We start from the raw sequence: 25,248 nt of genomic DNA, 5'->3' as shown, positions 1-25,248 counted from the left end.
GGAGCGCGGCGATGAGCGGCCTGCTCGGTTTCTGCCGCCAGGGCTTCGAGCCGGAGCTCGCCGCCGAGCTGACCGAACGCGCGGCGATGGCCGGCATCGCCGGTTACGCGCGCGCGCAACGCAACGACGGCTACGTGCTGTTCGCCAGCGACGAGGCCGACGCGCTGGACCGCGCCCTGCCGTCGCGGGATCTGGTGTTCGCGCGGCAGAAACTGCGCGTGCTCGCCGAACTGCGCGACCTGGATCCGCGCGATCGCATCAGCCCGATGCTGGCCGCGCTGGAAGGCCAGCGCTTCGGCGACCTGTGGGTCGAACATCCCGATTCGGACAGCGCCAAGCCGCTGGCCGGACTGGCGCGCAGTTTCGGCAATGCGCTGCGGCCGGCACTGCGCAAGGCCGGTGTGCTCACCGCCCAGGACGATGCACGGCTGCCGCGACTGCATGTGGTGTTCGTGCAGGGCGATCACGCCTTCCTGGCCCGCAGCCAGCCGCGCGATGCCTCGCCCTGGCCGCTCGGCATACCGCGCCTGAAACTTCTGCCCGATGCGCCGTCGCGCTCGGCATTGAAGCTGGAGGAAGCGCTGCTGGTCCTGCTCGATGCGGAGGAACGCGCGCGCCTGCTGAAACCCGGCATGACCGCCGCCGATCTGGGCGCCGCGCCGGGGGGCTGGACCTGGGTCCTGACCCGCCAGCATCTGCGCGTCACCAGCGTCGACAACGGGCCGTTGCGCCAGCACGTGCTGGACACCGGCCTGGTCGAACACCTGCGCGCCGATGGCTTCCATTGGAAGCCCGCGCAACCGCTGGACTGGATGGTCTGCGACATGGTCGAACAACCGCGCCGGGTCGCCGAGCGCATGGCGACGTGGTTCCGGGAAGGCTGGTGCCGGCATGCCATCTTCAACCTCAAGCTGCCGATGAAGAAGCGCTGGGACGAAACCCGGCTGTGCCTGGACCTTTTCGCCGAACAAGCATCGCGACCACTGACCGTGCGCGCCCGCCAGCTCTATCACGATCGCGAAGAGATCACCGTTCTCGCCACCCCGCGGCATTCCTGAGCATCGCGCCGCTGCGCGCGGGTTAACATCCCCGCAGTCCCACCCGCACCCCTTCGCGGTGCGCAGGAGTCCCATGGCCGCCACCTGGATCACCATCGCCGCTTCTTCGCTGCCGGAAATCATCCGCCTGGCGAAGCCGCTGTTCACCCGTACCCCGCCAATCGACACCACCCAGGCGCAGCGGCTGGCGATCATCGACGAGCAGATCACCGAACTGCAGGGCGCCGCGACCCGCAATGCCGATTCGATCACCCGGCTCGCCACCGACATGCAGAAGACCATCGAAGTGTTGCAGGTGGGCGCGGATCGCATGGAGCGCCAGATGCATCGCGCCAATCGCCTGGCCGCGATCGCCACCACGGTGGCGGTGCTGGCCTTCGCCACCGCGCTGTATGCCCTGGGCCGCTGAGGAACCGAACCATGAACCTGCGCCACTGCCTGTTCGCCGCCATCCTCGCCTCGACCGCTTCTGCCAGTGGCGCCGCCGAACCCGAATACGTCGCCCGTGACTATGTCGGCGACGGCGTGTTCTCGCAGGGCATCGAAGGCCCGGCGGTGGGGCCCGATGGTCATCTCTACCTCGTCAGCTTCGAACGCGACGGCACCATTGGCCGCGTGCGCGCGCAGGCCGACGGTAGCGGCAAGGCCGAACTGTTCGTCGAGCTGCCGGCCGGGAGCACCGGCAACGGCATCCGTTTCGCGCCGGACGGTGTGATGTACCTGGCCGACTACAGCGGCCACAACATCCTGCGTATTGATGCCGAAGGCCGCATCGAAGTATTCGCGCACGAGCCGCGCATGCACCAGCCCAACGATGTCGCGCTGGCGCCGGATGGGCGCCTGTATGCAAGCGACCCCGACTGGAAGAACGGCGGCGGCCAGTTGTGGCGCATCGATCACGACGGCAGCACCCACCTGCTGGAAACCGGCATGGGCACCACCAATGGCGTGGAGGTGAGCCCGGACGGCAAGCACCTTTACGTCAACGAGAGCGTGCAGCGGAACCTGTGGGTGTACGACCTGGATGGCGACGGCAACGCCTCCAACAAACGCCTGCTGATGAACTTCCCGGATCATGGCCTGGACGGCATGCGCACCGACATCGACGGCAATCTCTACATCGCGCGCTATGGTGCGGGCACGGTGGCCGTGGTCTCGCCGGAAGGCCGCCTGCTGCGGGAAGTAAAGCTGAAGGGCGAGAAGCCCACCAACGTCGCCTTCGGCGGCGAGGACGGTCGCACGGTCTACGTGACCCTGCAGGATCGCGGCGCGGTGGAAGTGTTCCGCAGCGGCCGGCCGGGGCGCGAGCACGGCCGCTGACCCATCCGGCGCACGGCCCGTCCGGGTTTTGTGAGCTCCGCCGCACGGGGTCTCAGGCCGTGACATGCCCACATGGCAAGATGCTTCCCTGACCCGGAGCCCCTCCCATGCTGCCCATCGAACTGAAGGATCCCGCCGCGTTCGGCAACGAATTCCTGCGCCTGACCCTGCTGCAGGGGTTCCAGTCGCTGACCAAGCGGGATCTGGAACTGCTGATCTTCGTGCTGCTGGAACGCGACGGCGCCATCGATCGCGCCGAGTCCAACTTCACGGTCGCCGGCAAGCTGCGGGTCACCCCAGCCAAGGTGAAGGCGCTGCGGCGCGACGGCTATGCGCGCTGGCGGGCACTGGTGCCCGAGGAGCGCGAGGCCGCGCTGCAACGCATCGTCGCCACCGTACTGACCGAGGCCAACCTGCGCGCCGGGGCCAAGCATGTCAGCGAGCGCAGCCGCAAGGATGGCTTCCTGGCGGTCCGGGTCGAGCATCCGGACGACCAGCAGCAGTTCGAGCAGGCCATCCTGGATGTCGGCGCGTTGCCGGTTTACGAACGCAACCGCGAAGTGGTCGCTGTGCGCTTCGACACCCTGCTGGCGATCGCCGAGCGCTGGGGCTTCCTGCAGACTGACCCCGCGCATATCCGCGGTGAACTGAAGAAGCTGGCCCCCACATCGGAGGAAGTCGCCGAACTGCTGAAGAAGGATGTCGGCAAACTGCGTTGGCAGGACGCCCGCAACGCCCTCAACAGCCTGGGCGCGGACGCCATCGCCAGTACCGCCGAGGGTGGGTTGAAGGCATTGCTCAAGCTGGTTTTCCCGTTCCTGCCGGGGTGATTAGCCGCGCCGGGCGCCGAGCAAGTCCACTTGTAGCGCCGCTTGCGTTGGAGCGCCCCCACCCCAGCCCTCCCCCGCACGCGGGGGAGGGAGCCGTTTGCGTGTTGCGCTCGTTTCTTCGCGGGTGTCGCCCTTCCCCCGCGCGCGGGGGAGGGGGCCGTCTGCGCGTTCGCGCGTTTCCTCGCGGGTGTCACCCCTTCCCCCGCCTGCGGGGGAAGGTTGGGATGGGGGCAATCCTGTCATCGCGCGGAAACGACACGCCGCACTTGCGTTGAGGCACCGCCAAGAAGAGCAGCGGAGCGAGCTCCGCTCTGCGATTACAAGCCGGAGGCGCGGCGCCAGAACAGATTGGCCAGCGGTGGAAGGCGGCCGGCCAGGCCCAGCAGGGGTCCGCGCAGCAGGGTCAGGTGCAGTTCGTCATTGGAGAACAGCCGGTTGATGCCGTCGAAGGCATAGGCGGCGGTCGTGCTTTCGCTGCGGCGCTGGCGCGCCCAGCGCGCCAGCCGGTGCGGGGCGCTCCAGTCGACCCGGCGCGACTGGGCATCGCGGACCAGCGCATGCAGTCCGGCCACATCGCGCAGGCCAAGATTGACGCCCTGCCCCGCCAGCGGATGCACGACGTGCGCGGCATCGCCCATCAGCAGGATCCGTCCCGACACGTAGTGCTGTGCCAGTTGCCGGCGCAGCGGGAACGCCGCCCGCGCGGAGACCGGCCGCGCCTCGCCGAGGCGGGCCGCCGATGCACGGGTGAGTTCCCGGGCGAAGGCTTGGTCATCCAATGCCAGCACGCGCGCTGCCTCGGCGTCCGGCAGCGTCCACACGATCGAACTGCGGCCTTCGGTGAACGGCAGCAACGCCAGCGGACCGGTGGTCAGGAAGCGCTGCCAGGCCGTGTCTTCATGTGGCCGCTCGGTCTGGATGTAGGCGACCACGCCGCGCTGGGCATAGTCGTGCTGCGACACGGCCACGCCGGCCGCCCTGCGCAGGCTGGAATCGGCGCCGTCGGCGGCGATCGCCAAGCGCGCATCCAGCCGGGTGCCGTCCTCCAGCTTCAGGCGCACGCCCGCGTCGTCCTGCTCGACCTCCTGAACCCGCGCCGGGCAATGCAGGCGTACGCCGGCCGCCGGCAACGCCGCCCACAGGCGGTCGACCAGCAAGGCGTTCTCCAGGATCCAGCCCAGTTGCGCATGGCCAAGCGTGTCGGCATCGAACACCATGTCGCCGCCGCCCGCCGCATCCCAGACGCACATGCGGCGATAGGGCTGCACGCGCGCCTCGCGGATCGCGCGCCACACGCCCAGCGTCTCCAGCAGCGCGGCGTTGTCCGGTGCGAAGGCATAGACACGCAGGTCCGGTACGTCCGGCGACCAGCGCGGCGGTTCGCGCCCTTCGATCAGCGCCACTTCCAGGCCGGCTTCGGCCAGCGCCAGCGCACAGGCCGCGCCGACCACGCCGCCGCCGACGATGACCGCGTCCATCTGCCCGCGCCGGCTCATGCCGCCACCTCGCGGCACAGCGCCGGCACGTCGCCGCGGAAGCCCATCGCGCCGCCGACCAGATACGCCTGCAGCGTGGGCGACACGTCCACCGCCGCCAGGCCCAGGCTTCGCAGCGGCCGCAGCAGCGGGGCCGGATTGGCGGTCAGCCGGGCCAGCCCGTCGGAGAACGCCAGGGTACGCTGGCGATCCTCGGCGCGCCGTCCGGTATAGGTCCGCAGCAGACTGTCAGCGCCGGGATCGCCGCCCTGCCCGATCAGTTCGGCCAGGGTCAGCGCATCGCGCAGGCCCAGGTTGAATCCCTGCGCGCCGATCGGATGGATGGTTTGCGCGGCATTGCCCATCAGCACCGCGCGCGGCGCGGTGAGGCGTTCGGCCACGACCCGGGCAATCGGATACATGCTGCGCTCGCCGCTGGCCAGGAAGCGTCCGATCCGCCAGCCGAACGCCTGCTGCAGGCGAGCCAGCCAGGCCGCTTCGTCCAGCGCCCCGACGCTCGCCGCCTGCTCCGAGGGCACGCCGTGGATGGCACCGAAGTGCCGATCCCCGCGCGGCAGCAGCGCGGTCGGGCCGGTCGCGGTGAAGCGCTCGTAGGCGGTGCCATCCGGTGCCTGCTCGGCGCGCACGCGGGCGACGAACAGGGTCTGCCCGTAATCGTGTTCCTGCGCGCCGATACCCAGCGCCTCGCGCAACTGGCTGCGGGTGCCATCGGCGGCCACCAGCAGGCGCGCTTCCAGCATCTGCTCGCCGGCATCGCCCGCCAGCCGCAACCGGCGGGTCCCTTCGCCACCCTCCTCCAGCGCGACGAAACGCGCAGGACGGTAGCGGGCGACATGGTTCAATTCCCGCAGCCGCGCTTCCAGCGCTTCGCCAAAATCGCGTGCCACCACCACCTGGCCGAAGCTCTCGCGGCCATAATCCGCGGCGTCCAGGCGCACCCGCCCGAAGTCACCCTGGCGGCTGATGTGGATGCGGCGGATCGGCCCGGGCGAGGCCCGCAGCTTCTGCATCACGCCCAGCGCGGTGAGCGCATTGACCGTGGCGGCGGCGAAACTGAGATTGCGCTGGTCGAACACTGCCGGCATCGCCGCCGCCGACGTCGCCTCCACCAGGCCCACGTCGATGCCCAGGCGGTCCAGGGCGATGGCCAGGCTGGCGCCGACCAGGCCGCCTCCCACGATTACCACGTCATGCCGTTGCGTCATGCCCACATGATACCGGCTCGGCCGGCGCGGACCGGTGCCCGCGCGCCGGCCGGGCGCGGCGTGCGCCGCGGTCCGCTAGAATGGTGCGCTGAGCCTCCGGAATCCGTCTGCATGAACACGAACTCCCAACGCGCCGCCATCCTCGTCCTGCTGGTCCTGCTGATGACGGCCACCCGCCTGCACCTGCCGGCCACGCTGACCCACTTCGGCCCGGTGCCGGATGCATCGTGGGCGGTGTTCTTCCTCGGCGGTTTCTACCTGCGCGGCTGGACCCGCTGGGCGTTCCCGTTGCTGATGGTGCTGGCCGTCGCGGTGGATTACCTGGTGATCAGCGGCCAGGGCATGAACTTCTGGGCTCACTACTGCACCTCGGCGGCGTACTGGTTCCTGGTACCTGCCTATTTCGCCCTGTGGACGGGCGGCCTGCTGGTCCGTCGTTTCCATGCCACCCACGCCGGCCAGCATGGCCGCGTGCTGGCGGTGACCGTGGCCAGCCTGTTCGCCTCGGTGGTGGTCTGCCACCTGCTGAGCCAGGGCAGCTTCTACTGGTTGTCCAGCGATGTCGTGCCCAACCCCACCGTCGCCGGCTGGTGGAAGAACTACAGCGACTGGTTCGTCCCCTACCTGCGCGTGGCCGCCATCTACGTCGGCCTGGCCGTGATTGCCCACGTCGGCATCGAACAACTCGCACGCCTGGGCCACCAGAAGGCGTCGCGCTGAGCGAAGGGACGCCGCGATGGGCAACCGCCTTTCCAAGATTTACACACGCACGGGCGACGACGGCACCACCGGCCTCGGCGACGGCAGCCGGGTCGGCAAGGATTCGGCGCGGGTCAACGCCTACGGCACGGTCGACGAGGCCAACTCGGCGATCGGCGTGATCCTCGCCGCGCCGAACGTCCCGGAGGACGTCGCCGCGCTGCTGACGGTCGTGCAGCACCAGATGTTCGACCTGGGCGGCGAACTGTGCATTCCCGGCCACGCCGCCATCACCGGCGAGGACGTGGATGCGCTGGAAGCGCGCCTGGATCACTACAACGAAGCGCTGCCGCCGCTGAAGGATTTCATCCTGCCGGCCGGCGGCGAAGCCGCCGCGCGCTGCCATCTGGCCCGCACCATCGTGCGCCGGGCCGAACGCGAGACCGTCACCCTGGCCCGCCACGATGCGGTGCGGCCGGAAGCCATCCGCTACCTCAACCGGCTATCGGATCTGCTGTTCGTGCTGGCGCGAGTGCTGGCCCGCGCGGACGGCCACGGCGAAGTGCTCTGGAACCACGAGCGGCGGCGTCCCACCTGACGCCGTGATCATCTACACCCATCCCGCCTGCCTGTCGCACGATCCCGGTCCCGAGCATCCGGAACGGCCGGCACGGTTGGAGGTGGTGCTGGAAGTGCTGCGCCGCGGGCATGGCGACCTCGAATGGCGCGAAGCACCGCTGGCCAAACTGGGTGACCTGCGCCGCGTGCACGACGAGGCGCTGCTGAAGGACGTGCTCGATACCGACTTCGAAGGCCATCGCATGCTTGACCCGGACACGGTGATGGTCCCGGCCTCGCGCGCGGCCGCGCTGCGTGCCGCGGGAGCCGGCATCGCCGCGGTCGACGCGGTCATGCACGGGGAAACCGGCACCGCCTTCTGCGCCGTGCGCCCCCCCGGTCATCACGCCACTTCCGGTACGGCGATGGGTTTCTGCCTGTTCAACAACATTGCGGTGGCCGCCGCCCACGCGCTCGATAAACACGGCCTGGAGCGGGTCGCCATCGTCGATTTCGACGTGCATCACGGCAACGGCACCCAGGCGATCTTCTACAACGACCCCCGGGTGGCCTACTTCAGCACCCACGAATCGGGCCTGTTTCCCTACAGCGGCGCGCCCTACGAGCGCGGCACGGGCAACGTGTTCAACGCCCTGCTCCCGCCGGGCAGCGGCGGCTTCCGCTTCCAGAACACCTGGGCCGACCAGCTGCTGCCGGCGCTGGAGGAATTCCGCCCCCAGTTGCTGTTGATCTCGGCCGGTTTCGACGCCCACATGCGCGACCCGCTGGCCGACCTGATGCTGGAAACCGAGGATTTCGGCTGGCTGACCCGGGAGCTGCGCCGGATCGCCTGCCGCCACGCCGACGGGCGGGTGGTCTCGATGCTGGAAGGCGGCTACGACCTGGAGGCACTGAAGGAGTGCGCGGCCGCCCATGTCGACGAACTGCGCTGAGGGCACCCGCTGGCGACGCCTTCGGGCTGCATGAACCAGACCCGAAACCGGCCGGGGGTTTTCATTGCCGCGATGCCGGGGATCCGGCAAGCTAACCGCCGTTTCTGAACCGAACCGTCCCGGAGCCCGGTACCGCGTGCGTCCAGTCCTTCGCCTGCTGCCCCTGCCCTTCAGTATCGCCCTGTGCCTGCCTGCACTGGCGGCGGACGAGAAGCCCGAGAGCTGGGCGCTGTGCCCGATCCAGGATCCCGTCCCGGCCTTCGCCGGCGTTCCCCAGCCCGCCGCTGGCGCCAACACCGAGCAGGCCCGGGCCGCGCGCGCGAACCAGGACACCCACATCGAGGGCAACGAGCTTGGTGGCACCGAACAGAACCTGGAATACAAGGGCGACGTCGCCCTGGTCCGTGGCGACCAGTTCCTGGGCGCGGACAACCTGACCTACGACCAGGAAAGCGACACCTACTCCGCCGAAGGCCACGTGCGCTACCAGGACGCGGGCATCCGCCTGGTCGCCGAAAGCGCGCGCGGCGATCAGAACGCCGACCGCCACCAGATCGACAACCTGCAGTACCAGCTGGTTTCGCGGCGCGGCAACGGCGGCGCCGATCGCATCGACATGAAGGGTCCGGAAGGCAGCCTGCTGCACTCCACCTACTCGACCTGCGATCCCTCCGATCGACGCTGGGAGCTGCGTTCGCGGCGCATCGACGTGAACACCGAAACCGGTTGGGGCGTGGCGCATGGCGCGACCGTGCGGCTCGGCCATGTGCCAGTGCTGTACATGCCGTGGTTCAAGTTCCCGATCGACGACCAGCGCCACACCGGCCTGCTGTACCCGGCGCTGAGCCATTCCGGACGCAACGGATTCGACTACCGTCAGCCGATCTACCTGAACCTGGCGCCGAACTACGACGCCACCCTCAATCCGCGCTACATGAGCGAGCGCGGCTTCGCCCTCGGGGCCGAGTTCCGCTACCTGTACAGGGGCGGTGCCGGCAAGCTCGAGGGCAATTACATGCATCGCGACGATCTGCTGGAAACGCGCTCCCACGAACCGGAATTCGTGCCCGAACGCAATCCGGATCCGGACGACAGCCGCGGCCTGTTCCGCTTCAACGGTTACCACAACCTCGGCAAGCATTGGCAGGCCCGCGCCAATCTGGTCTGGATCAGCGACTCCCGCTATGTCGAGGATTTCGCCAACAATCTCGGCGGCCTGACCGCCAGCACGCTCACCAGTACCGCCGGCCTGTACGGCGTGGGTCAGTTCTGGAACGGCGGCATCATGGCCGATGCCTGGCAGTTGTCGGATTTCAACCTGACCAAGGCTTCCCTGCCGTACAACCGGTTGCCGCGCGCCTATTTCAACTACGAGCGTCCACTGGGCCAGTGGCTTAATATCGGCCTGCGCAGCGAGGCCGTGCGCTTCCAGCACGATTTGCATGACGGCGGAACCCGACTGGATTTGAAGCCCACCGTCGGCTTGAACTTCGAAGGGCCGTCCTGGTACATCCGTCCCACGCTGGCATGGCGCTATACCGACTATCGCCTGGATCCAGGCCTGGCCCGTAGCATTGCCGTCACCCGCGCGGCGCGCGCGCTGGGCGTGCCTGCCGGCAGCGTCACCGACGCGATGATGCGTCCGTACTATGACGAATCACCCAATCGCAGCCTGCCGATCGGCTCGGTGGACATGGGCCTGTTCTTCGATCGCGAAACCGAGATCAAGGGAAGTCGCTTCCTGCAGACCTTGGAACCACGGCTGTTCTATCTCAACGTGCCTTATCGCGAGCAGGATGGCATCCCGCTGTTCGACACCCGCCCCTTCACTTTCAGCTGGGGCCAGATGTTCCGTGACAACCGCTATTCGGGCCCGGATCGCCAATCCGATGCCAACCAGCTGACGATGGCGTTGACCACCCGTTTCCTGCGCCAGTCCGATGGCTTCGAACGGGCCTCCATGAGCCTTGGTCAGATTCGTTATTTCGAGGACAGCCAGGTCACCCTATCCCCCTCCGAGGCCCCGCTGTTGAAGGGCAAATCGGCGTGGATTGCAGACGCCAACTACGCCCCGACCGATCGCTGGACCATCGGCGCCTCCTACCAGTGGGATCCGAAGTTCCGCCGGGAAGATCTGGCCAGCCTGCGCGCGCGTTACCTGATTGGCGACGACGGCGTGGTCAACCTGACCTACCGCCATCGCCGGGATCTGCTGGAACAGGGCGATTTCTCGTTCCTGTACCCGGTCAGCCCGTCCTGGAGCATCGTCGGCCGCTACTACCACTCGTTCATGGACAACAAGCTGCTGGAAGGCATCGCCGGCATCCAGTGGGATAGCTGCTGCCTGGCGGTCCGCGCGGTGGTGCGCCGCTACGTGCGCAACCGCGAGGGGGAAATGAACAATTCCATCCAGGTCGAATTCGTCCTCAAGGGCCTCGGCTCGGCCGGCCAGGACACGGAGCGCACCCTGCGCCGTGGTATCCTCGGCTATTACCGAGACGACCTCTATCTCGTCCCGCCGAGCAATACCGCGCCGGATCCGGACGACGACAACCGCTACGCTCCGGATATGCTGCCATGACCATCAAGTTGTACCGCCCCCTTGCCGCCGTCCTGCTGGCCGCCGCCTGCGTGTTCCCGCTGTCGGCCCAGACGCTCCAGCCGCTGGACCGGATCGCCGCGATCGTCGATGAGGACGTCATCCTGCAGAGCGAGCTGGACCGCGCGGTCGCCAATGTGGTCAACCAGTACGCCAACCAGCCTGGCCAGTTGCCGCCGAGGGAAGTGCTGGAACGCCAGGTCATGGAACGCCTGATCCTGATGAAACTGCAGGTGGCCCGCGCCAACGGCAGCGGCATCCAGGTCGGCGATCAGGAAATCAATGGCGCGGTGGCCGCGGTCGCCCAGCAGAACGGCATGACCGTCGACGCCCTGCGCGCACGCCTGGCCCAGGACGGCATGTCCTTCAACGATTTCCGCAACTCGCTGCGTGACGAAATCACCGTCCAGCGTCTGCGCCAGAGCTTCGCCCAGAGCAAGATCCAGGTCAGCGAGGGTGAAGTGGACGCCGCCCTGGCGATGCAGGCCAGCTCCGGCCAGCAATACCACCTCGCGCACATCCTGGTCGCGCTGCCGGACGGCGCCACCGCCGAACAGATCACCACGGGCCAGCAGAAGATCGACGGCATCAAGGCACTGCTGGACAAGGGCGAGATGGACTTCAACGCCGCGGCCGTGCGCTATTCCGACAGCCCCAACGCGCTGGATGGCGGCGATCTGGGCTGGCGCAGCATCGACGAAATCCCGACCGCATTCGTGGAAATGCTCAAGACGATGACGGCCGGCCAGGTCGTCGGCCCGCTGCGCGGCGCCAGCGGCTTCCAGTTGCTCAAGCTGGTGGAGACCCGCGACGCCTCGCAGGCGGAGAAGCGGACCGTCACCGAGTACCACGCCCGCCACATCCTCGTGCGCATCACCGAGGCCCAGGACGCCGCGGCGGCCAAGGCCAAGATCGACACCCTGCGTGCCCGCATTGCCGGTGGCGCGGATTTCGCCACCGTCGCCAAGGAATCCTCGGAGGATCCCAACAGTCGTGGTGAAGGTGGCGATCTGGGCTGGTTCCCGGGGGATGCCTTCGGTCCCGCGTTCGGCGAGCAGGTGGCCGGTGTGGGCGACGGGCAGGTCACCGAGCCATTCCGCACCGATGCGGGCTGGCACATCGTGCAGCGCGTGGAAGCGCGCCAGAGCGACGTCACCGATGCCAACCAGCGCGCCCAGGTCCGCGAGACCATCGGCCGCCGCAAGCTGGAGGATGAGTACAACCGCTTCCTGCAGGAAATGCGCGGCGAAGCCTACGTGAACATCCGTACCGGCGCGCAGGCCCAGACCGACGGCACGCCGGCCAATGCGCCGGCGCCGGCCGAAACGCCCGCGCCCGCTCCCGGCAGCTGAGCATGCTGCCCCGCCTGGCGCTGGTCCCGGGTGAGCCGGCCGGCATCGGGCCCGAACTCTGCGTCAGGCTTGCCCAGCAGCCACGCCGGGATTGCCGGCTGGTGGCGTTCGCCGATCCCGACGTGATGCAGGGGGCCGCCGACGCGCTGGATCTGCCGCTGCGGCTGCTCGACGAACAACAGGAAGCCCGCGCACCGGGTGAGCTGTGCCTGCGGTCGCTGGTCAATCCCGCTCCGACCCGGTTCGGCCACCCCGATCCCCGCAACGCCACCACCGTCATCGCCGCCCTGGCGCAGGCTTCCGATGCCTGCCTGAGCGGCGAATTCGATGGCGTGGTCACCGGCCCGGTGCACAAGGCCGCCATCAACGCCGGCGGCATCGCCTACACCGGCACCACCGAACTGCTGGCCGCGCGCGCAGGCCGCGAGGTGGTGATGATGCTGGCCAACGACATCGTCCGGGTCGCCCTGGCGACCACCCACCTGCCCCTGCGACAGGTGCCCGACGCCATCACCGCCGACGCGCTGACCTCGGTGCTTCGCATCACCCACGCCGCCATGCGTTCCGATTTCGGCCTCGAAGATCCCGTCATCGCGGTGCTCGGTCTCAACCCGCATGCCGGCGAGGCCGGTCATCTCGGCCGCGAGGAAATCGACGTCATCGAACCGGTGGTGGCCGCCCTGCGCGATGAAGGCATGCGGCTGGTTGGCCCGCTGCCGGCCGACACCGCCTTCCTGCCGCAGAAACTCGCCGGCTTCGACGCGGTGCTGGCGATGTACCACGACCAGGGCCTGCCGGTGCTCAAGTACAGCGGTTTTGAGCAGGCGGTCAACTTGACCCTCGGCCTGCCCTATCCCCGCGTGGCGGTCGATCACGGCACCGCGCTTGAAATCGCGGGCCAGGGCGTCGCCGATCCTTCCAGCCTGTTCGCGGCGGTGCGCACCTGCGCGCGCATCGCCCGGCAAAAGCCGGCAAGCTAGCCACACCCGCGCAGCCCCGCTTCCCGCCGTACCTGTTCGCACCCCAATCCCGGATTCCCAGACCACGCCATGTCCCATTTCAAGGCGCCGCCCAAGAAATCGCTGGGCCAGCACTTCCTCACCGACCGCGGCTACATCGAGCGGATCGTGCTCGCGGTGGATCCCAAGCCGGGCGATCGGCTGGTCGAAATCGGCCCCGGGCAAGGCGCGATCACGATGCCGCTGCTGCGCCGCCACGGCGAACTGACCGCGATCGAATTCGATCGCGATCTGATCACCCCGCTGATGGAAGCCTCGGAAGGCGTCGGCCGCCTGACCATCATCCACAAGGATGTGCTGGCGGTGGATTTCGGCAAGTTGGCCGGTGACGATCGCCTGCGCCTGGTCGGCAACCTGCCCTACAACCTGTCCTCGCCGATCCTGTTCCATGCGCTCGAACACGCCGCGTCGATCCGCGACATGGTCTTCATGCTGCAGAAGGAAGTGGTCGATCGCATGGCCGCCGGTCCGGGCAGCAAGGTATACGGCCGATTGAGCGTGATGCTGCAGGCGTACTGCACGGTGACCCCCCTTTTCGTGGTTCCGCCGGGCGCGTTCCGGCCACCGCCGAAGGTCGACTCGGCCGTGGTGCGGATGGTGCCGCGACCACCCGCGGAAATCGGCGTGACCGATCCGCAGCGCTTCACCGAAGTGGTGCGGGCCGCGTTCGGGCAGCGTCGCAAGACCCTGCGCAATGCCCTGTCCGGCGTATGCGACGCCGCCGCCATCGAAGCCGCGGGACTCAGTCCCGATGCCCGCGCCGAGCAGGTCGAGGTGGCCGGTTTCATCCGCCTGGCCAACCAGGCACCGGCGCCACCGGCGGGCTGATCACCGCCGCGCCTGCACGGCGATTCCTGTTTCACGCCGCAATGCATACACTGTCCGGCATGAAACACGACTACGCCATCGATATCGACGTAGCCACCCGCTTCCTCGACGATCAATCCGCGCCCGAGGACGGGCGCTATGTGTTCGCCTACACCATCCGCATCCACAACCGGAGCAACGTGCCCGCGCGCCTGCTGGGTCGCCACTGGGTCATCACCGACGCCAACGGCAAGGTCCGGGAAGTGGAAGGTGCCGGCGTGGTCGGCGAGCAGCCATGGCTGCAACCGGGCGAGGACTTCGAATACACCTCCGGAGCGGTGTTGGAAACCGACATCGGGACCATGAAAGGAAGCTACGACATGATTGCCGACGACGGCACCCGCTTCGACGCGCCCATTCCCCAGTTCACCCTCTCGGTTCCGCGGACGCTGCACTGATGGCGGTCTGGGCGATAGGCGATCTGCAGGGATGCTACGACGCGACCCAGCGGCTGCTGGAGCGGCTGCGGTTCGATCCCGCGCGGGATCGGCTCTGGTTCTGCGGCGACCTGGTCAACCGCGGCGGGCAATCACTGGAAACCCTGCGGCTGGTGCATTCGCTGCGTGACCAGAGCGTGGTGGTGCTGGGCAATCATGATCTGTCCCTGCTGGCGATCGGCGAACGTTCGCCGGAGGAGCAGCGCAAGGTCAATCCGGACCTGCAACGGGTGGTGCTGGCCGACGATGCGCGCGTGCTGCTGGACTGGTTGCGCGGACAGAAGCTGGTGCATGCCGACCGCGAACTGGGCTGGATGATGATCCACGCCGGACTCGCGCCCAAATGGACCACCAGTCTCGCCGAGCGCTACGCGCGCGAGGTCGAGCAGCAACTGCACGGCAACGGCTACCGCAAGCTGTTCCGCAACATGTACGGCGACAAGCCCAACTGGTCCTCCGGCCTGGCCGGCTACGATCGCGCGCGCGCCATCATCAACGTGCTCACCCGCATGCGCTACTGCACCCCGCGCGGGCGCATGGCGATCGAGGAGAAAGGCGCGCCAGGCAGCCAGGCGCAGGGGTTGTATCCCTGGTACGAGGTGCCCGGCCGCGCACCGCGCGATCTGAAAATCGTCTGTGGCCACTGGTCGACCCTGGGCCTGATGATTGGTCATGGCGTGCACGCGATCGATACCGGCGCGGTCTGGGGCGGCAAACTGACCGCGCTGCAGTTGGATACCGACGAACTGCGCATCGTGCAGGTGCCGGGGCGCGACGTGGATCCGGCTTCCTTCCCGGGCCGGGACTGACGCCCCCGAACATCAGGCTCGCACCCGCTTCCGGTGCACCGACCCGGTGTTCCTGCCGGAGGTTCCATCGCGTTGCTCCTCTACAATCGGGCCATGCGTACTCCGACGGTTCCTCCACGCACCTTCGCCGTGGCCCTGTTGTCCGTCCAGTTCCTGGTGGCGTGTGGACGTGCTCCGGCCACGGCGACTTCCACGCATGCTCCCGCGCCCGCCGCTGTCTCCGTCGCGATCGGCGCGCCCGCAAGCGCCGTGTCCCCTCCCCTGGTCGCTGCCGCCCGGTCGCAGATCGGGGTCACCCGTCGCTACGATCCGGCGTATGTCCGGCTGGCGTACCCGGGCGGTGATGTCCCGCAGGATCGCGGTGTCTGCACCGACGTGGTGACCCGCGCCCTGCGTACGCAGGGGCTGGATCTGCAGCAGGCCATCCACGAGGACATGCGCGTCCGGTTCCGCACCTATCCGCAGGACTGGGGCATGTCCGGCCCGGATCGGAACATCGATCATCGCCGGGTTCCCAACCAGATGCACTGGTTCAAGCAGCGGGGCTGGCAACGCGCCATCGGCGCACGGGCAACGGATTACGCGCCAGGCGACATCGTCGCCTGGAAGCTGCGAGGCAGCGGCCTGCTGCACATCGGCATCGTCTCGGACCGACGGAGCGCCGACGGCGTGCCGCTGGTCCTGCACAACATCGGCGCGGGGACGCAGGAGGAGGACCTGCTGTTCCAGCACCCCGTCATCGGCCACTACCGGCCGGTGCTTCCGTAACCGCGCTTCGATTTCGGGTCAGGCCGTCCGCACCCGCAGGTAGTCGACGAACTCGAACGCATGCGCATGACGCGCATCGACCGGATGCGGTTCGCGCCGCACCACATCCCACTCGGCGGCGTCGAAACGGGGAAAATGCGCGTGCGCGTCCTCGACCACCGTGTCGACATGGGTCAGGTACAGCGCATCGGCAAGTGGAAGGGTTTGCGCGTAAATCTCGCCGCCACCGATCACGCAGACTTCCGGATTGTCCTCGCTGGCCGCCCAGGCCAGCGCCAGCTCAAGCGACGCCACCGCTTCCATGCCGGTGAACGGCACCTGCCCTCGGCGGGTCAGCACCAGATTGCGCCGGCCCGGCAGTGCGCGACCGAGCGACTCGGCGGTGCGCCGGCCCATGAGTACCGGCTTGCCCAGGGTCAGCGCCTTGAAGCGCTTGAGATCGTCGGGCAACCGCCACGGCAGGTCGTTGTCGCGGCCGATGGCATGCCGGCGATCGAGCGCGGCGATCAGCGACAGGGAAACGGATGGATTCATGCGGGCTGACTTCCGGCGTATTGCAGACGTGGGGAACGCGGCGTACTTTCGCCACACACCATCTTCGGGGAAGGCCGGATGCCCTCGCAAGCCAGAACGATGCTGTTGGCCGGTGGATTGTTGCTGGCCGCGGCCGCCGATGCCGGCCAATCCCTGCCTGCGCGCTTCGAATCGGACCGCGTCTACCTGGAAGCGCAAGGCGCCCCGGGCGAACATCTGCGCCTGTACACCGACACCGGCGGCGGCCTCTTCCTCAAGCAGGAAGCGGTCGAACGCCTGAAGCTGCCGCTGGCGCCGCTGGAGGATCCGGAAGCACGCCGCGAACTCGGTGATCGCGCCAAGGTGACCCGCCTGCCTGCGTTCGCGGTGGAGGCCGGCATCCCGCCACCGCTGGCCGACGACGGCCGCATGATGGTATTGCCGAGCGCGCTCGCCGGCCCGCAGCTGCCGGGCACCAGCCAGGACGACGGCATCCTGGGGCAGGCCTGGTTCTCCGGCCGGATCTGGACCTGGGACTATCCCGCCCGCCGCTTCCGCCGCGAAGCCGGCGACTGGAAGCCTTCGCCGGAGCTGCGCCGGCTGGCGCTGGGCTTCAAGACCGACGAGCACGGCAAGCGCGTGACCGACTTCCCGCGCCTGCAGGTCGTCATCGACGGCAGGACGCATTCGCTGCTCCTCGACACCGGCGCGATGACGGTACTGACGGCGAACGCGCAGGCCGAACTGGCCGACGGCGGTCCCTCCGAGCGCGCCACCAGCATGATCGCCGACAGCGTGTTCCAGGCCTGGCGCAAGGCGCATCCGGATTGGCGGGTGATCGAGAACGCGCAGGCCGGCATGGGCTCGGCGATGATCGAGGTGCCGGAAGTGATCATCGCCGGTTACAAGGTGGGACCGGTGTGGTTCACCCACCGCGAGAACCGCAACTTCCACGACTTCATGTCCAGCTTCATGGATGCGCGGGTGGATGGTGCACTGGGCGGCAACGCCTTCCGCCACTTCATCATGACCGTGGACTATCCCGGCGCGGCCGCGTACTTCCGCTGCATCGCCGGTTGCCGCGACACAACGCCGCGCTAGCGCGGCGCGGCGTCGGCCTGCCAGTTCGCCAACAGCGCCTGCATGCGCGGCTCGCTCCACCAGCGGTCCGGCACGTAGGCATGCCGACCGGATTGCCCGTGCTCGTAGAGGAAGCGTCCGCCCGCCACCCGCACCACCTTGCCACGCGCTTCGTAGCGTACGTTCGGTCCGGCGCCGAACCGCAACACGCCGGCTTCCACCGACAGGCGCAGGTCCGGCATGGTGTCCAGGCCAGCGAGCGCGGTCCGCTTCCAGCGGCGGAATTCCAGCCACGGCATCACGCCCTGGGCCAGGCCGGCCGCGGCAATCACCACGGCGGGCAGGCGCAGGCCGGGAGAATCCGCGAAGAAAATGACCACCAGCGCGATGATTCCCAGCAACAGCGACACCAACCAGATCCAGCGGCGCCAGCCACTGCGGAACAGCCACCACTTGGAGTACTGCTCGCGCAGGTAGGCATCGTCGCGGCGGAAACCGATCTCCGCCGCCTCGTCAACACCGCTCATACCGCGACCGGCGCCTTGATGGCCGGATGCGGGTCGTAGCCGAGGATTTCGATGTCCTCGTACGTGAAGGCGAACAGATCGGTCACGTCCGGATTCAATCGCAGCTTCGGCAGTGAGCGCGGCGTGCGTGCCAGCTGTTCGCGCGCCTGCTCGTAGTGATTGGAATACAGGTGCGCGTCGCCCAGCGTGTGCACGAAGTCGCCCACGCCCAGCCCGGTCGCCTGCGCGACCATATGGGTCAGCAGCGCGTAGCTGGCGATGTTGAAGGGCACGCCCAGGAAGATGTCGCCGCTGCGCTGGTACAGCTGGCAGCTCAGCTTGCCGTCGACCACGTAGAACTGGAACATCGTGTGGCACGGCATCAGCGCCATCTTCGGCAGATCGGCGACGTTCCAGGCGCTGACGATCAGCCGGCGCGAATCCGGGTTGCGCTTGATCTCCTCGACCACCCATTTGATCTGGTCGATCTCGCCGCCATCGGCGGTCGCCCAGCGGCGCCATTGCTTGCCGTAGACCGGGCCGAGCTCACCGTCGGCGTTGGCCCATTCGTCCCAGATGCTGACCTTGTTGTCCTTCAGGTAGGCGATGTTGGTCTCGCCTTTCAGGAACCACAGCAGCTCATGGATGATCGAGCGCAGGTGCAGCTTCTTGGTGGTGACCAGCGGGAAGCCCTCGGCGAGATCGAAGCGCATCTGCCAGCCGAACACGCTGCGCGTGCCGGTGCCGGTGCGATCGGATTTCTCGGCGCCCTGCTCCAGCACATGGCGCAACAGATCGAGATAGGGCTTCATGCGGATTCCTTGGCCGGAACGACGGGTTGCAGGACGGGCGAGCGGCGCGACAGCCACAGCAGGTACAAACCCAGCAGGATCAACGGCACGCTCAGCAGCTGGCCCATGGTCAGCCAGCCGAAGGCGAGGTACTTGAGCTGCTCGTCCGGCACCCGCACGAACTCGACCAGGAAGCGGAACACGCCATACAGCAGCGCGAACAGGCCCGAGACCGCGTAGCGAGGCCGCGGCCGGCTGGAGAACCACCACAGCGCGGCGAACATCACCAGTCCTTCGAGGAACGCCTGGTACAGCTGCGAAGGGTGGCGCGCGAACTGATCCAGCGCGCCGGCCGCGTACTGCGCCTGCAACTGCGCGGCGCTGAAGTCCTTCAATGCCGGATCGGTCGGGAAGATCACACCCCAGCCGGCCTGGGTGTACTTGCCCCACAACTCGGCGCCGATGAAGTTGCCGATCCGGCCGAAGCCCAAGCCGAGCGGTACCAGCGGAGCGACGAAATCCATGGTGTCGAAGAAGTGCATGCGCTGGCGGCGCGACCACCACAGCGCGGCGGTCATCACGCCGAGCAGGCCACCGTGGAAACTCATGCCGCCTTCCCAGACCTTGAAGATGGACAGCGGATTGGCGAGGAACCCTTCCAGGCCATAGAACAGGATGTAACCCAGGCGTCCGCCCAGCACCACGCCGATCATCGCGTAGAACAGCAGATCCGAGAATCCGTTGGCGTCCACGCCCGGCAACCGGCCCGCCCGCACCCGCCGCTGGCCCAGCCACCACGCCGCGATGAAACCCAGCAGGTACATCAGGCCGTACCAATGCAGCTTCAGCGGCCCCAGCGACAGGGCAATCGGGTCAATCTGGTGAAGGTAGATCATGCGCCTCGGGGACCGGCAGGGAATGCCCTATTTTGCCCCAGCCGGGTTGGCTTGCGCCGTCCGTCCCGCCCCGGGGACAGCCGGCGGCAAGGCTTGCGGCCGGACTCGCGTTCCGGTGCCGGCTCAGAAGACGTGCGGCTGGTTGGGCAGTTCGTCCTCATCCCGCTGGCTGCCGTCCTGCGGAAAGAATGCCGCCAGCAGGTCCGACACCGCGGTGATGCCGCGGATCACCGCGGCTTCGGCGTCACCGGCCCGCAGGCGTTCCTCCATCAACTGGCACACGCCACGCCACTGTTCATCGCTGACCCGGCCGCGCAGGCCGCGGTCGGCGACGATCTCGATGCGGTGATCGGCCAACAGCAGATAGATCAGCACGCCGTTGTTGGCTTCGGTGTCCCAGGTGCGCAGGCGCGCGAACGCTTCCAGCGCGCGCTCGCGGGCCTGCATGCCGCGCGCTACCGCCAGCAGCGGCAGATCCGCCTCCACCGCGAACATCACTTCGCCGCGATGGCGCTGTTCGCCCTGGTGGATGGCATCGGCGATGCGCTGCAGGCTGTCGGCGGGGAACAGACGGCGCGCGGAAGGCGGGAACAGATGGCGCAGCAGTCGCATCACCAGCTCCCCGAGGCGCCACCGCCTCCGGACATGCCGCCGCCACCGCCCCAGCCGCCTCCACCGAAGCCGCCGCCACCGCCGAAACCGCCTCCTCCGCCCCAGCCGCCACCGCCACCCCAGCCCCCCCAGTCGCGATGACGGGCATAGCGGCCGCCGGTGGACACCGACAGCAGGCCATAGATCAGGCCGAACACGCCGGCGATGCCGGCCACGGGAATCAGCGATGACAGCAGGAACGCGGTACCACCGGCGGCGCCGGCGGTGAACAGTCCGCGGATGCCCGCGGGCGCGCGGCCGAACACGCCGCGCACGATGCTGGCGATGATGAAGGCGGCGAACAGCGCGAACAGCCAGTCGCCACCGCGCGAGCGCTCCGGCCGGTTGTCGCTCACCGGCGCCGGCAGTTCCTCGCCATCGATGAGCTTGACCAGCACCGCGGTCGCGTCGGTGATGCCGCCGCCGTAGTCGCCGCCCCGGAACTTCGGCACCAGGTATTCCTGGATGACCCGGTTGGCGATCGCATCGGGAATCGCGCCTTCCAGGCCATAGCCGGGCTCGATGCGCACGCGCCGGTCGTTCTTGGCGACCAGCAGCAGCACGCCGTCGTCCACGCCCTTGCGCCCCAGTTTCCATTGCTCGAACACGCGCAGGGTGTACTGCTCGATGCTCTCCGGCTCGGTGGTCGGCACGATCAGTATCTGCAACTGGCTGCCCTTGCGTTGCTGCAGGGCCAGCGCCTGCTGCTCCAACTGATGTTTCTGCGCGGCATCCAGGGTGCCGGTGGTATCGACCACCGGCGAATCCAGGGCGGGAATGGCCGCCAACTGCTGCGCGGCCGCCGGCAGCAGCAGGCAGCACCACAACAGCAGCCCGGAAAACGCGCGGCGCAGCATCGGCGCGATCGCGATCGGTCAGTTGGCCGGCGCGGGCGCGGGCTCCGGGCCCGGCGGCTGGGCCGGCTGCGGCGCCTGCGGAGCCGGCGCCGGAGTACCGAAGTCGACCTGCGGGGCCTGCTGGATCTGCGCCTCGTTCTCGACCGTGAAATTCGGCTTTTCCTTGTAGCCGAAGATCTTGGCGGTGATCACCTGCGGGAACGAGCGGATGTAGGTGTTGTAGTCCTGCACGGTCTGGATGTAGCGGCCACGCGCGACGGTGATGCGGTTCTCGGTGCCTTCCAGCTGCGCCTGCAGATCACGGAAGGATTGATCCGATTTCAGGTTCGGATAGTTCTCGGTGACCACCAGCAGCCGCGACAGCGCGCTGGACAGTTCGCCCTGCGCCTGCTGGAACTGCTGCAGGGACGCAGCATCGTCGGCATTGACATGGATCTGGCCGACCCGCGCGCGCGCATTGGTGACGTCGGTCAACACCTGGCGTTCCTGCTGGGCATAGCCCTGCACGGTCTTGACCAGGTTGGGAATCAGATCGGCGCGGCGCTTGTACTGGTTGAGCACTTCCGACCAGCCGGCCTTGACCGCTTCATCCTTCTGCTGGATCGAGTTGTAGCCACAACCGGACAGCAGGGCCGCCAGGGCGACCAGTGCGAGCGAACGGACGAACAGGCGCATGACACCACTCCTTCGGCAGGGACGGCGGCATTGCAGCATCCGCCGGTGAAGGATGCAACCGCGCTGGCGCGGTCCGCGGCACCACCGTTGCCACCCCGTCAGCCGGCCCCAAACGCCGACGCCCGGCGGAAACCGGGCGTCGGGGGAGACGGAAACCTCGGCGATGGCTTACCAGTTGCCTGCGCCCGGGATGTGCTTCTGCGCGGCCCGGCGGCGCATCATCAGGTTCAGCCACTCGACCATCACCGAGAAGCCCATCGCGAAGTAGACATACGGCTTGGGCACGTGGATTTCCAGACCATCCAGGATCAGCACCACGCCGATCAGGACGATGAACGCCAGCGCCAGCATCTTGATGGTCGGGTTGGCATCGATGAAGCGGCCCAGCGGGTTGGCCGCCAGCAGCATCACCGCCACCGCCAGCAGGATCGCCGCGACCATGATCGGAATGTGTTGCGCCATGCCGACCGCGGTGATGACCGAGTCCAGCGAGAACACGATGTCGATGATCGCGATCTGGGCGATGACCAAGCCGAACACCGCCGAGGCCTTGGTGGTGGACGGGTCCTCGTCCTCGCCGCCGGTGATCAGCTCCTTGATCTCCATGCCGCCCTTCACCAGCAGGAAGATGCCGCCCAGGATCAGCACCAGGTCGCGGATGGAGATGCCCATGCCGGCGACGGTGAACAGGTCGTTCTGCATGCGCGCCAGGAACGCCAGCGACACCAGCAGCGCGATCCGGGTGATGCAGGCCACCGCGATGCCGAAGCGGCGGGCGCTGGGACGCTGGTGCGCCGGCAGCTTGCTGACCGCAATCGAGATGAACACCAGATTGTCGATGCCCAGCACGATTTCCAGCGCGCTCAGCGTCACCAGGGTCAGCCAGACGTTGGGGTCGGCCAGGAACTCGAGACTCATTCGATTTGCAACCTTGCTAGATCAGGAAAAAAGTTCGGACAAGCGGGGCCAGAAAATCAAGCCCCAGCACAGCAATACGTTCATCATCAGCACGAACACCGCCGCCGAGCCCATGTCCTTGGCGCGCCCGGCCAGTTCGTGATGCTCCGGGCCGTAGCGCTCGATCACGGCTTCGATCGCCGAGTTCAGCAGTTCGGCCGCCAGCACCAGCAGGCAACTGCCGATCAGCAGCACCCGCTCCACCGCGGTGTCGCCCAGCCACAAGGCCAGCGGCGCCAGCACGATCAGCAGGTAGACCTCCAGCCGGAACGAGGATTCGTGCAGCCAGGCCGCGCGCAATCCCTGCATCGACCAGATCGCCGCCTTGAGGATGCGCCCGGGCCCCCGGGGCATGTGTCCGATTTCATCCGCCATGCCTGCTGGATCTCCGGTCAGCCCGCGGTACGGGCGGGCAAGCGGTGCGGAAGACGGGGCGTCGCGGCAGCGGGCATGGAAGGCGGTGGGTCCGTGAGAACCCCGATCTTGCCATATCGGGACACCTTCCCGGCACGTATCGGTTTGCCTTTGGCCGCCCCGGCTGGTTCACTGGCCCTCTCTTCCCGTCCCGGAGACCCGCGCCGATGTCCCGTTTCCCGCTGCCCGCGCATCGCCTAGCCTGCCTGCTGCTGCCGGCCCTGCTGGCGCTGTCCGCCTGTGCCGCCTGGTCCGGTGGTTCCCGCCCGACGCGGATGCCGGCCATCCCAACCGAGGTCTCCAATGCGGAATGGGAAAAGGACATGCAGCGGTTCGCGGCCGAGGACGCCAGCCATCCGCCGCCGCAGCACGCGGTGCTGTTCGTCGGCAGTTCCTCGATCCGGATGTGGGAGTCGCTGGCCCGGGATTTTCCCGATGCCACGGTCATCAACCGCGGCTTCGGCGGCTCGGAGATCCGGGACAGCACCTGGTACGCGCCGCGCATCGTGCTGCCCTACCAGCCGGCGACGGTGGTGCTGTACGCGGGCGACAACGATATCGCCAGCGGCCGCACGCCGCGGCAGTTGCATGACGACTTCGTCGCATTCGCCGAACTCCTCCATCGCAAGCTGCCGAAGACGCGCCTGGTCTACATCTCCACCAAGCCGAGCCCGTCCCGCGCGCACCTGCTCGACGCGCAACGCGAGGCCAACGCGCTGATCAAGGCCGAAGCCGCGCGCCGCAACTTTGTCTATGTCGACGTCTTCACCCCGATGCTGGACGCCAACGGCAAGCCGCGCGAAGAGCTCTTCCTGGCGGACCGCCTGCACATGAACGCGGCCGGCTACGCGCTCTGGCGCGAGCTGCTGGATCCCTACGTGAACTGAGCCTCGGGCGCGTGGCGCCCTTCCCGTTTCCGGACGGGAGCTTTCTAGACGGGGACATAACTCCCGCAGGCGTAGCGTCGGCCTCCCGCAGAGGAGACCCGTCCATGGCTACCACCACGTACCGGCCGCAGGGCTACCACAGCGTCACTTCCTATCTGATCGTCGACGACGCGGCCAAGGCGCTGGATTTCTATCGCGACGCGTTCGGCGCCGAGGAAATGTACCGGCTGCCGATGGGCGACCGCATCGGCCATGCCGAAACCCGCATTGGCGATACCGTGCTGATGCTGTCCGACGAATGGCCGGACATGAACGCGCTGTCGCCGAACACCCGCGGCGGCGCCACTTCCAGCTTCATGATCTACGTCGAGGACGCCGACGCCGCCTATGCCCACGCGGTCAAGGCCGGCGCGCGCGCCGATCGCCCGGTCAAGCAGGAATTCTGGGGCGACCGCATCGGTTCGGTCGTGGATCCGTTCGGACACAAGTGGTCGCTGTCGACCCATGTAGAGGACGTCACGCCGGAAGAAATGCAGCGGCGGATGGAAGCGTGGTCGCAGCAGTAGGCCGCCACCTGAGGTATGCACGACGCCGCCCGCGGACACAGGAGCCACGGGCGGCGTCGCCTCGGCGGACGCGGGCGCCAGCCTATTTCCGTCGCGGCAGGCCGGCGTCCTGGTGCAGGCTAAGCACATTGCGATCCGGATCGACGAAATCCAGCGACAGCCCGCCGTCCGGCGACTCGCTGACCGGCACGACGATCTCCACGCCCCGCCCGGCCAGCGCCTCGGCGTAGTCGTCGATGCCGCCGCCCAGGCTGAACACCACCACCGGCGATTCGCCGGAGCGGACCGCCTGGACGATGAACACCAGGGTCAGCTCGCCGACCTCGGCCAGCGCGAATGGGCCGTCATGGCCGTCGATAGCGTTGACCGGCAGACCAAGGGTGTCGCGGTAGAAGGCGACCGAGCGGGCCAGATCGCTGACGAAAAAGACGATCGCGCCGACCTTGCATTGGGAAAGCATGGGAATCCTCCTTGTGGTTGGTTGT

General features: G+C 68.0%; 28 protein-coding genes and 1 pseudogene. 17 read left to right on the top strand and 12 right to left on the bottom strand.

What is annotated here, in order from left to right; translation table 11 throughout:
• Positions 1-11 precede the first annotated feature (11 nt).
• From rlmM to FG323_RS16500, 4 genes are all read left to right on the top strand, one after another.
• Positions 12-1,058 carry a 23S rRNA (cytidine(2498)-2'-O)-methyltransferase RlmM gene (gene rlmM, locus FG323_RS16515; protein ID WP_141455816.1) on the top strand — a complete coding sequence of 349 codons (1,047 nt, stop codon included), beginning with the start codon at positions 12-14 and terminating at the stop codon, positions 1,056-1,058.
• Between the two features lie 73 nt (positions 1,059-1,131).
• Complete coding sequence (locus tag FG323_RS16510) at positions 1,132-1,467, top strand: hypothetical protein (protein ID WP_141455815.1); 336 nt, start codon at positions 1,132-1,134, stop codon at positions 1,465-1,467.
• Positions 1,468-1,478: 11 nt separating this feature from the next.
• Positions 1,479-2,378, top strand: coding sequence for an SMP-30/gluconolactonase/LRE family protein (locus FG323_RS16505; RefSeq protein ID WP_141455814.1), 900 nt, complete (start codon positions 1,479-1,481; stop codon positions 2,376-2,378).
• A gap of 107 nt (positions 2,379-2,485) precedes the next feature.
• Positions 2,486-3,208: a hypothetical protein gene (locus tag FG323_RS16500; protein ID WP_141455813.1), complete on the top strand. Its 723-nt coding sequence runs from the start codon at positions 2,486-2,488 to the stop codon at positions 3,206-3,208.
• A gap of 317 nt (positions 3,209-3,525) precedes the next feature.
• Here FG323_RS16500 and FG323_RS16495 read toward each other — a convergent pair whose 3' ends face one another.
• Positions 3,526-4,704 carry a UbiH/UbiF family hydroxylase gene (locus FG323_RS16495; protein WP_141455812.1) on the bottom strand — a complete coding sequence of 393 codons (1,179 nt, stop codon included), beginning with the start codon at positions 4,702-4,704 and terminating at the stop codon, positions 3,526-3,528.
• A complete protein-coding gene (ubiH, locus tag FG323_RS16490; RefSeq protein WP_141455811.1) occupies positions 4,701-5,909 on the bottom strand; it encodes a 2-octaprenyl-6-methoxyphenyl hydroxylase in 1,209 nt (402 codons plus the stop codon). The genes FG323_RS16495 and ubiH overlap by 4 nt, the downstream gene beginning before the upstream one ends.
• A gap of 111 nt (positions 5,910-6,020) precedes the next feature.
• On the opposite strand from ubiH, the gene FG323_RS16485 reads away from it, so the two are divergent.
• From FG323_RS16485 to FG323_RS16440, 10 genes and pseudogenes are all read left to right on the top strand, one after another.
• Complete coding sequence (locus FG323_RS16485; RefSeq protein WP_141455810.1) at positions 6,021-6,629, top strand: hypothetical protein; 609 nt, start codon at positions 6,021-6,023, stop codon at positions 6,627-6,629.
• Between the two features lie 16 nt (positions 6,630-6,645).
• The gene (locus FG323_RS16480) at positions 6,646-7,206 is read left to right on the top strand and encodes a cob(I)yrinic acid a,c-diamide adenosyltransferase (protein ID WP_141455809.1); all 561 of its coding nucleotides are present in this window, start codon (positions 6,646-6,648) and stop codon (positions 7,204-7,206) included.
• Positions 7,207-7,210: 4 nt separating this feature from the next.
• Positions 7,211-8,119 carry a histone deacetylase family protein gene (locus FG323_RS16475; RefSeq protein ID WP_141455808.1) on the top strand — a complete coding sequence of 303 codons (909 nt, stop codon included), beginning with the start codon at positions 7,211-7,213 and terminating at the stop codon, positions 8,117-8,119.
• 136 nt (positions 8,120-8,255) lie between these two features.
• The gene (lptD, locus tag FG323_RS16470; protein WP_141455807.1) at positions 8,256-10,700 is read left to right on the top strand and encodes an LPS assembly protein LptD; all 2,445 of its coding nucleotides are present in this window, start codon (positions 8,256-8,258) and stop codon (positions 10,698-10,700) included.
• Positions 10,697-12,070 (top strand): peptidylprolyl isomerase, encoded by a 1,374-nt coding sequence (locus tag FG323_RS16465; RefSeq protein WP_141455806.1) that lies wholly within the window; start codon positions 10,697-10,699, stop codon positions 12,068-12,070. Before lptD ends, FG323_RS16465 begins: the two co-directional genes overlap by 4 nt.
• A 2-nt stretch (positions 12,071-12,072) precedes the next feature.
• Complete coding sequence (gene pdxA, locus FG323_RS16460) at positions 12,073-13,050, top strand: 4-hydroxythreonine-4-phosphate dehydrogenase PdxA (RefSeq protein WP_141455805.1); 978 nt, start codon at positions 12,073-12,075, stop codon at positions 13,048-13,050.
• 69 nt (positions 13,051-13,119) lie between these two features.
• A complete protein-coding gene (rsmA, locus tag FG323_RS16455; protein WP_141455804.1) occupies positions 13,120-13,917 on the top strand; it encodes a 16S rRNA (adenine(1518)-N(6)/adenine(1519)-N(6))-dimethyltransferase RsmA in 798 nt (265 codons plus the stop codon).
• A gap of 59 nt (positions 13,918-13,976) precedes the next feature.
• On the top strand, positions 13,977-14,354 hold the full coding sequence (gene apaG, locus FG323_RS16450; protein WP_141455803.1) for a Co2+/Mg2+ efflux protein ApaG: 378 nt from the start codon (positions 13,977-13,979) through the stop codon (positions 14,352-14,354).
• On the top strand, positions 14,354-15,202 hold the full coding sequence (locus FG323_RS16445; protein ID WP_141455802.1) for a symmetrical bis(5'-nucleosyl)-tetraphosphatase: 849 nt from the start codon (positions 14,354-14,356) through the stop codon (positions 15,200-15,202). Before apaG ends, FG323_RS16445 begins: the two co-directional genes overlap by 1 nt.
• 246 nt (positions 15,203-15,448) lie before the next feature.
• Positions 15,449-15,970 (top strand): annotated as a pseudogene (locus tag FG323_RS16440) (DUF1287 domain-containing protein); the annotation flags it as partial.
• 18 nt (positions 15,971-15,988) lie between these two features.
• Here FG323_RS16440 and FG323_RS16435 read toward each other — a convergent pair.
• The gene (locus FG323_RS16435; RefSeq protein ID WP_181444272.1) at positions 15,989-16,504 is read right to left on the bottom strand and encodes a dihydrofolate reductase; all 516 of its coding nucleotides are present in this window, start codon (positions 16,502-16,504) and stop codon (positions 15,989-15,991) included.
• A 78-nt stretch (positions 16,505-16,582) separates the two neighbouring features.
• Here FG323_RS16435 and FG323_RS16430 point away from each other — a divergent pair, with 78 nt between their 5' ends.
• A complete protein-coding gene (locus tag FG323_RS16430) occupies positions 16,583-17,584 on the top strand; it encodes a hypothetical protein (protein WP_141455800.1) in 1,002 nt (333 codons plus the stop codon).
• Here FG323_RS16430 and FG323_RS16425 read toward each other — a convergent pair.
• The 8 genes from FG323_RS16425 to FG323_RS16390 form a co-directional block, all read right to left on the bottom strand.
• Positions 17,581-18,090, bottom strand: coding sequence for a hypothetical protein (locus FG323_RS16425; RefSeq protein WP_141455799.1), 510 nt, complete (start codon positions 18,088-18,090; stop codon positions 17,581-17,583). The genes FG323_RS16430 and FG323_RS16425 overlap by 4 nt on opposite strands.
• Positions 18,087-18,881: a thymidylate synthase gene (locus tag FG323_RS16420; RefSeq protein ID WP_141455798.1), complete on the bottom strand. Its 795-nt coding sequence runs from the start codon at positions 18,879-18,881 to the stop codon at positions 18,087-18,089. Before FG323_RS16420 ends, FG323_RS16425 begins: the two co-directional genes overlap by 4 nt.
• Positions 18,878-19,756 carry a prolipoprotein diacylglyceryl transferase gene (gene lgt, locus FG323_RS16415; protein WP_141455797.1) on the bottom strand — a complete coding sequence of 293 codons (879 nt, stop codon included), beginning with the start codon at positions 19,754-19,756 and terminating at the stop codon, positions 18,878-18,880. The genes FG323_RS16420 and lgt overlap by 4 nt, the downstream gene beginning before the upstream one ends.
• Positions 19,757-19,879: 123 nt before the next feature.
• Positions 19,880-20,368, bottom strand: coding sequence for a TPM domain-containing protein (locus FG323_RS16410; protein WP_141455796.1), 489 nt, complete (start codon positions 20,366-20,368; stop codon positions 19,880-19,882).
• The gene (locus FG323_RS16405) at positions 20,368-21,264 is read right to left on the bottom strand and encodes a TPM domain-containing protein (protein ID WP_141455795.1); all 897 of its coding nucleotides are present in this window, start codon (positions 21,262-21,264) and stop codon (positions 20,368-20,370) included. Before FG323_RS16405 ends, FG323_RS16410 begins: the two co-directional genes overlap by 1 nt.
• Positions 21,265-21,282: 18 nt before the next feature.
• Positions 21,283-21,939 carry a LemA family protein gene (locus tag FG323_RS16400; RefSeq protein WP_141455794.1) on the bottom strand — a complete coding sequence of 219 codons (657 nt, stop codon included), beginning with the start codon at positions 21,937-21,939 and terminating at the stop codon, positions 21,283-21,285.
• Between the two features lie 168 nt (positions 21,940-22,107).
• Positions 22,108-22,857 carry a TerC family protein gene (locus tag FG323_RS16395; protein ID WP_141455793.1) on the bottom strand — a complete coding sequence of 250 codons (750 nt, stop codon included), beginning with the start codon at positions 22,855-22,857 and terminating at the stop codon, positions 22,108-22,110.
• 21 nt (positions 22,858-22,878) lie between these two features.
• A complete protein-coding gene (locus FG323_RS16390) occupies positions 22,879-23,271 on the bottom strand; it encodes a diacylglycerol kinase (protein ID WP_141455792.1) in 393 nt (130 codons plus the stop codon).
• Between the two features lie 221 nt (positions 23,272-23,492).
• On the opposite strand from FG323_RS16390, the gene FG323_RS16385 reads away from it, so the two are divergent.
• Together FG323_RS16385 and FG323_RS16380 are read left to right on the top strand one after the other, a co-directional pair.
• Positions 23,493-24,197 (top strand): SGNH/GDSL hydrolase family protein, encoded by a 705-nt coding sequence (locus FG323_RS16385; protein WP_255470225.1) that lies wholly within the window; start codon positions 23,493-23,495, stop codon positions 24,195-24,197.
• Between the two features lie 104 nt (positions 24,198-24,301).
• Positions 24,302-24,763, top strand: coding sequence for a VOC family protein (locus FG323_RS16380; RefSeq protein ID WP_141455790.1), 462 nt, complete (start codon positions 24,302-24,304; stop codon positions 24,761-24,763).
• Positions 24,764-24,845: 82 nt separating this feature from the next.
• On the opposite strand, the gene FG323_RS16375 is transcribed toward FG323_RS16380, so the two are convergent.
• Positions 24,846-25,223, bottom strand: coding sequence for a VOC family protein (locus FG323_RS16375; protein WP_141455789.1), 378 nt, complete (start codon positions 25,221-25,223; stop codon positions 24,846-24,848).
• Positions 25,224-25,248 lie beyond the last annotated feature (25 nt).

Origin of the sequence: Pseudoxanthomonas sp. z9, assembly GCF_006542425.1 — a bacterium.
Taxonomy (GTDB): domain Bacteria; phylum Pseudomonadota; class Gammaproteobacteria; order Xanthomonadales; family Xanthomonadaceae; genus Pseudoxanthomonas_A.
The sequence above is the reverse complement of the archived record's forward strand: the minus strand, read 5'-3'. Positions and strand labels throughout refer to the sequence as shown.

Excerpts from the sequence above, each read along its gene's own strand:
- pdxA (WP_141455805.1), top strand. The coding sequence starts at position 12,073 with ATGCTGCCCCGCCTGGCGCTGGTCCCGGGTGAGCCGGCCGGCATCGGG.
- FG323_RS16400 (WP_141455794.1), bottom strand. The coding sequence starts at position 21,939 with ATGCGCCTGTTCGTCCGTTCGCTCGCACTGGTCGCCCTGGCGGCCCTG.
- lgt (WP_141455797.1), bottom strand. The coding sequence starts at position 19,756 with ATGATCTACCTTCACCAGATTGACCCGATTGCCCTGTCGCTGGGGCCG.
- ubiH (WP_141455811.1), bottom strand. The coding sequence starts at position 5,909 with ATGACGCAACGGCATGACGTGGTAATCGTGGGAGGCGGCCTGGTCGGC.
- FG323_RS16425 (WP_141455799.1), bottom strand. The coding sequence starts at position 18,090 with ATGAGCGGTGTTGACGAGGCGGCGGAGATCGGTTTCCGCCGCGACGAT.
- rsmA (WP_141455804.1), top strand. The coding sequence starts at position 13,120 with ATGTCCCATTTCAAGGCGCCGCCCAAGAAATCGCTGGGCCAGCACTTC.
- FG323_RS16485 (WP_141455810.1), top strand. The coding sequence starts at position 6,021 with ATGAACACGAACTCCCAACGCGCCGCCATCCTCGTCCTGCTGGTCCTG.
- FG323_RS16395 (WP_141455793.1), bottom strand. The coding sequence starts at position 22,857 with ATGAGTCTCGAGTTCCTGGCCGACCCCAACGTCTGGCTGACCCTGGTG.
- FG323_RS16495 (WP_141455812.1), bottom strand. The coding sequence starts at position 4,704 with ATGAGCCGGCGCGGGCAGATGGACGCGGTCATCGTCGGCGGCGGCGTG.
- rlmM (WP_141455816.1), top strand. The coding sequence starts at position 12 with ATGAGCGGCCTGCTCGGTTTCTGCCGCCAGGGCTTCGAGCCGGAGCTC.
- FG323_RS16375 (WP_141455789.1), bottom strand. The coding sequence starts at position 25,223 with ATGCTTTCCCAATGCAAGGTCGGCGCGATCGTCTTTTTCGTCAGCGAT.
- FG323_RS16510 (WP_141455815.1), top strand. The coding sequence starts at position 1,132 with ATGGCCGCCACCTGGATCACCATCGCCGCTTCTTCGCTGCCGGAAATC.
- FG323_RS16465 (WP_141455806.1), top strand. The coding sequence starts at position 10,697 with ATGACCATCAAGTTGTACCGCCCCCTTGCCGCCGTCCTGCTGGCCGCC.
- FG323_RS16410 (WP_141455796.1), bottom strand. The coding sequence starts at position 20,368 with ATGCGACTGCTGCGCCATCTGTTCCCGCCTTCCGCGCGCCGTCTGTTC.
- FG323_RS16430 (WP_141455800.1), top strand. The coding sequence starts at position 16,583 with ATGCCCTCGCAAGCCAGAACGATGCTGTTGGCCGGTGGATTGTTGCTG.
- FG323_RS16480 (WP_141455809.1), top strand. The coding sequence starts at position 6,646 with ATGGGCAACCGCCTTTCCAAGATTTACACACGCACGGGCGACGACGGC.
- FG323_RS16500 (WP_141455813.1), top strand. The coding sequence starts at position 2,486 with ATGCTGCCCATCGAACTGAAGGATCCCGCCGCGTTCGGCAACGAATTC.
- FG323_RS16390 (WP_141455792.1), bottom strand. The coding sequence starts at position 23,271 with ATGGCGGATGAAATCGGACACATGCCCCGGGGGCCCGGGCGCATCCTC.
- FG323_RS16505 (WP_141455814.1), top strand. The coding sequence starts at position 1,479 with ATGAACCTGCGCCACTGCCTGTTCGCCGCCATCCTCGCCTCGACCGCT.
- FG323_RS16405 (WP_141455795.1), bottom strand. The coding sequence starts at position 21,264 with ATGCTGCGCCGCGCGTTTTCCGGGCTGCTGTTGTGGTGCTGCCTGCTG.
- apaG (WP_141455803.1), top strand. The coding sequence starts at position 13,977 with ATGAAACACGACTACGCCATCGATATCGACGTAGCCACCCGCTTCCTC.
- FG323_RS16445 (WP_141455802.1), top strand. The coding sequence starts at position 14,354 with ATGGCGGTCTGGGCGATAGGCGATCTGCAGGGATGCTACGACGCGACC.
- FG323_RS16380 (WP_141455790.1), top strand. The coding sequence starts at position 24,302 with ATGGCTACCACCACGTACCGGCCGCAGGGCTACCACAGCGTCACTTCC.
- FG323_RS16435 (WP_181444272.1), bottom strand. The coding sequence starts at position 16,504 with ATGAATCCATCCGTTTCCCTGTCGCTGATCGCCGCGCTCGATCGCCGG.
- FG323_RS16420 (WP_141455798.1), bottom strand. The coding sequence starts at position 18,881 with ATGAAGCCCTATCTCGATCTGTTGCGCCATGTGCTGGAGCAGGGCGCC.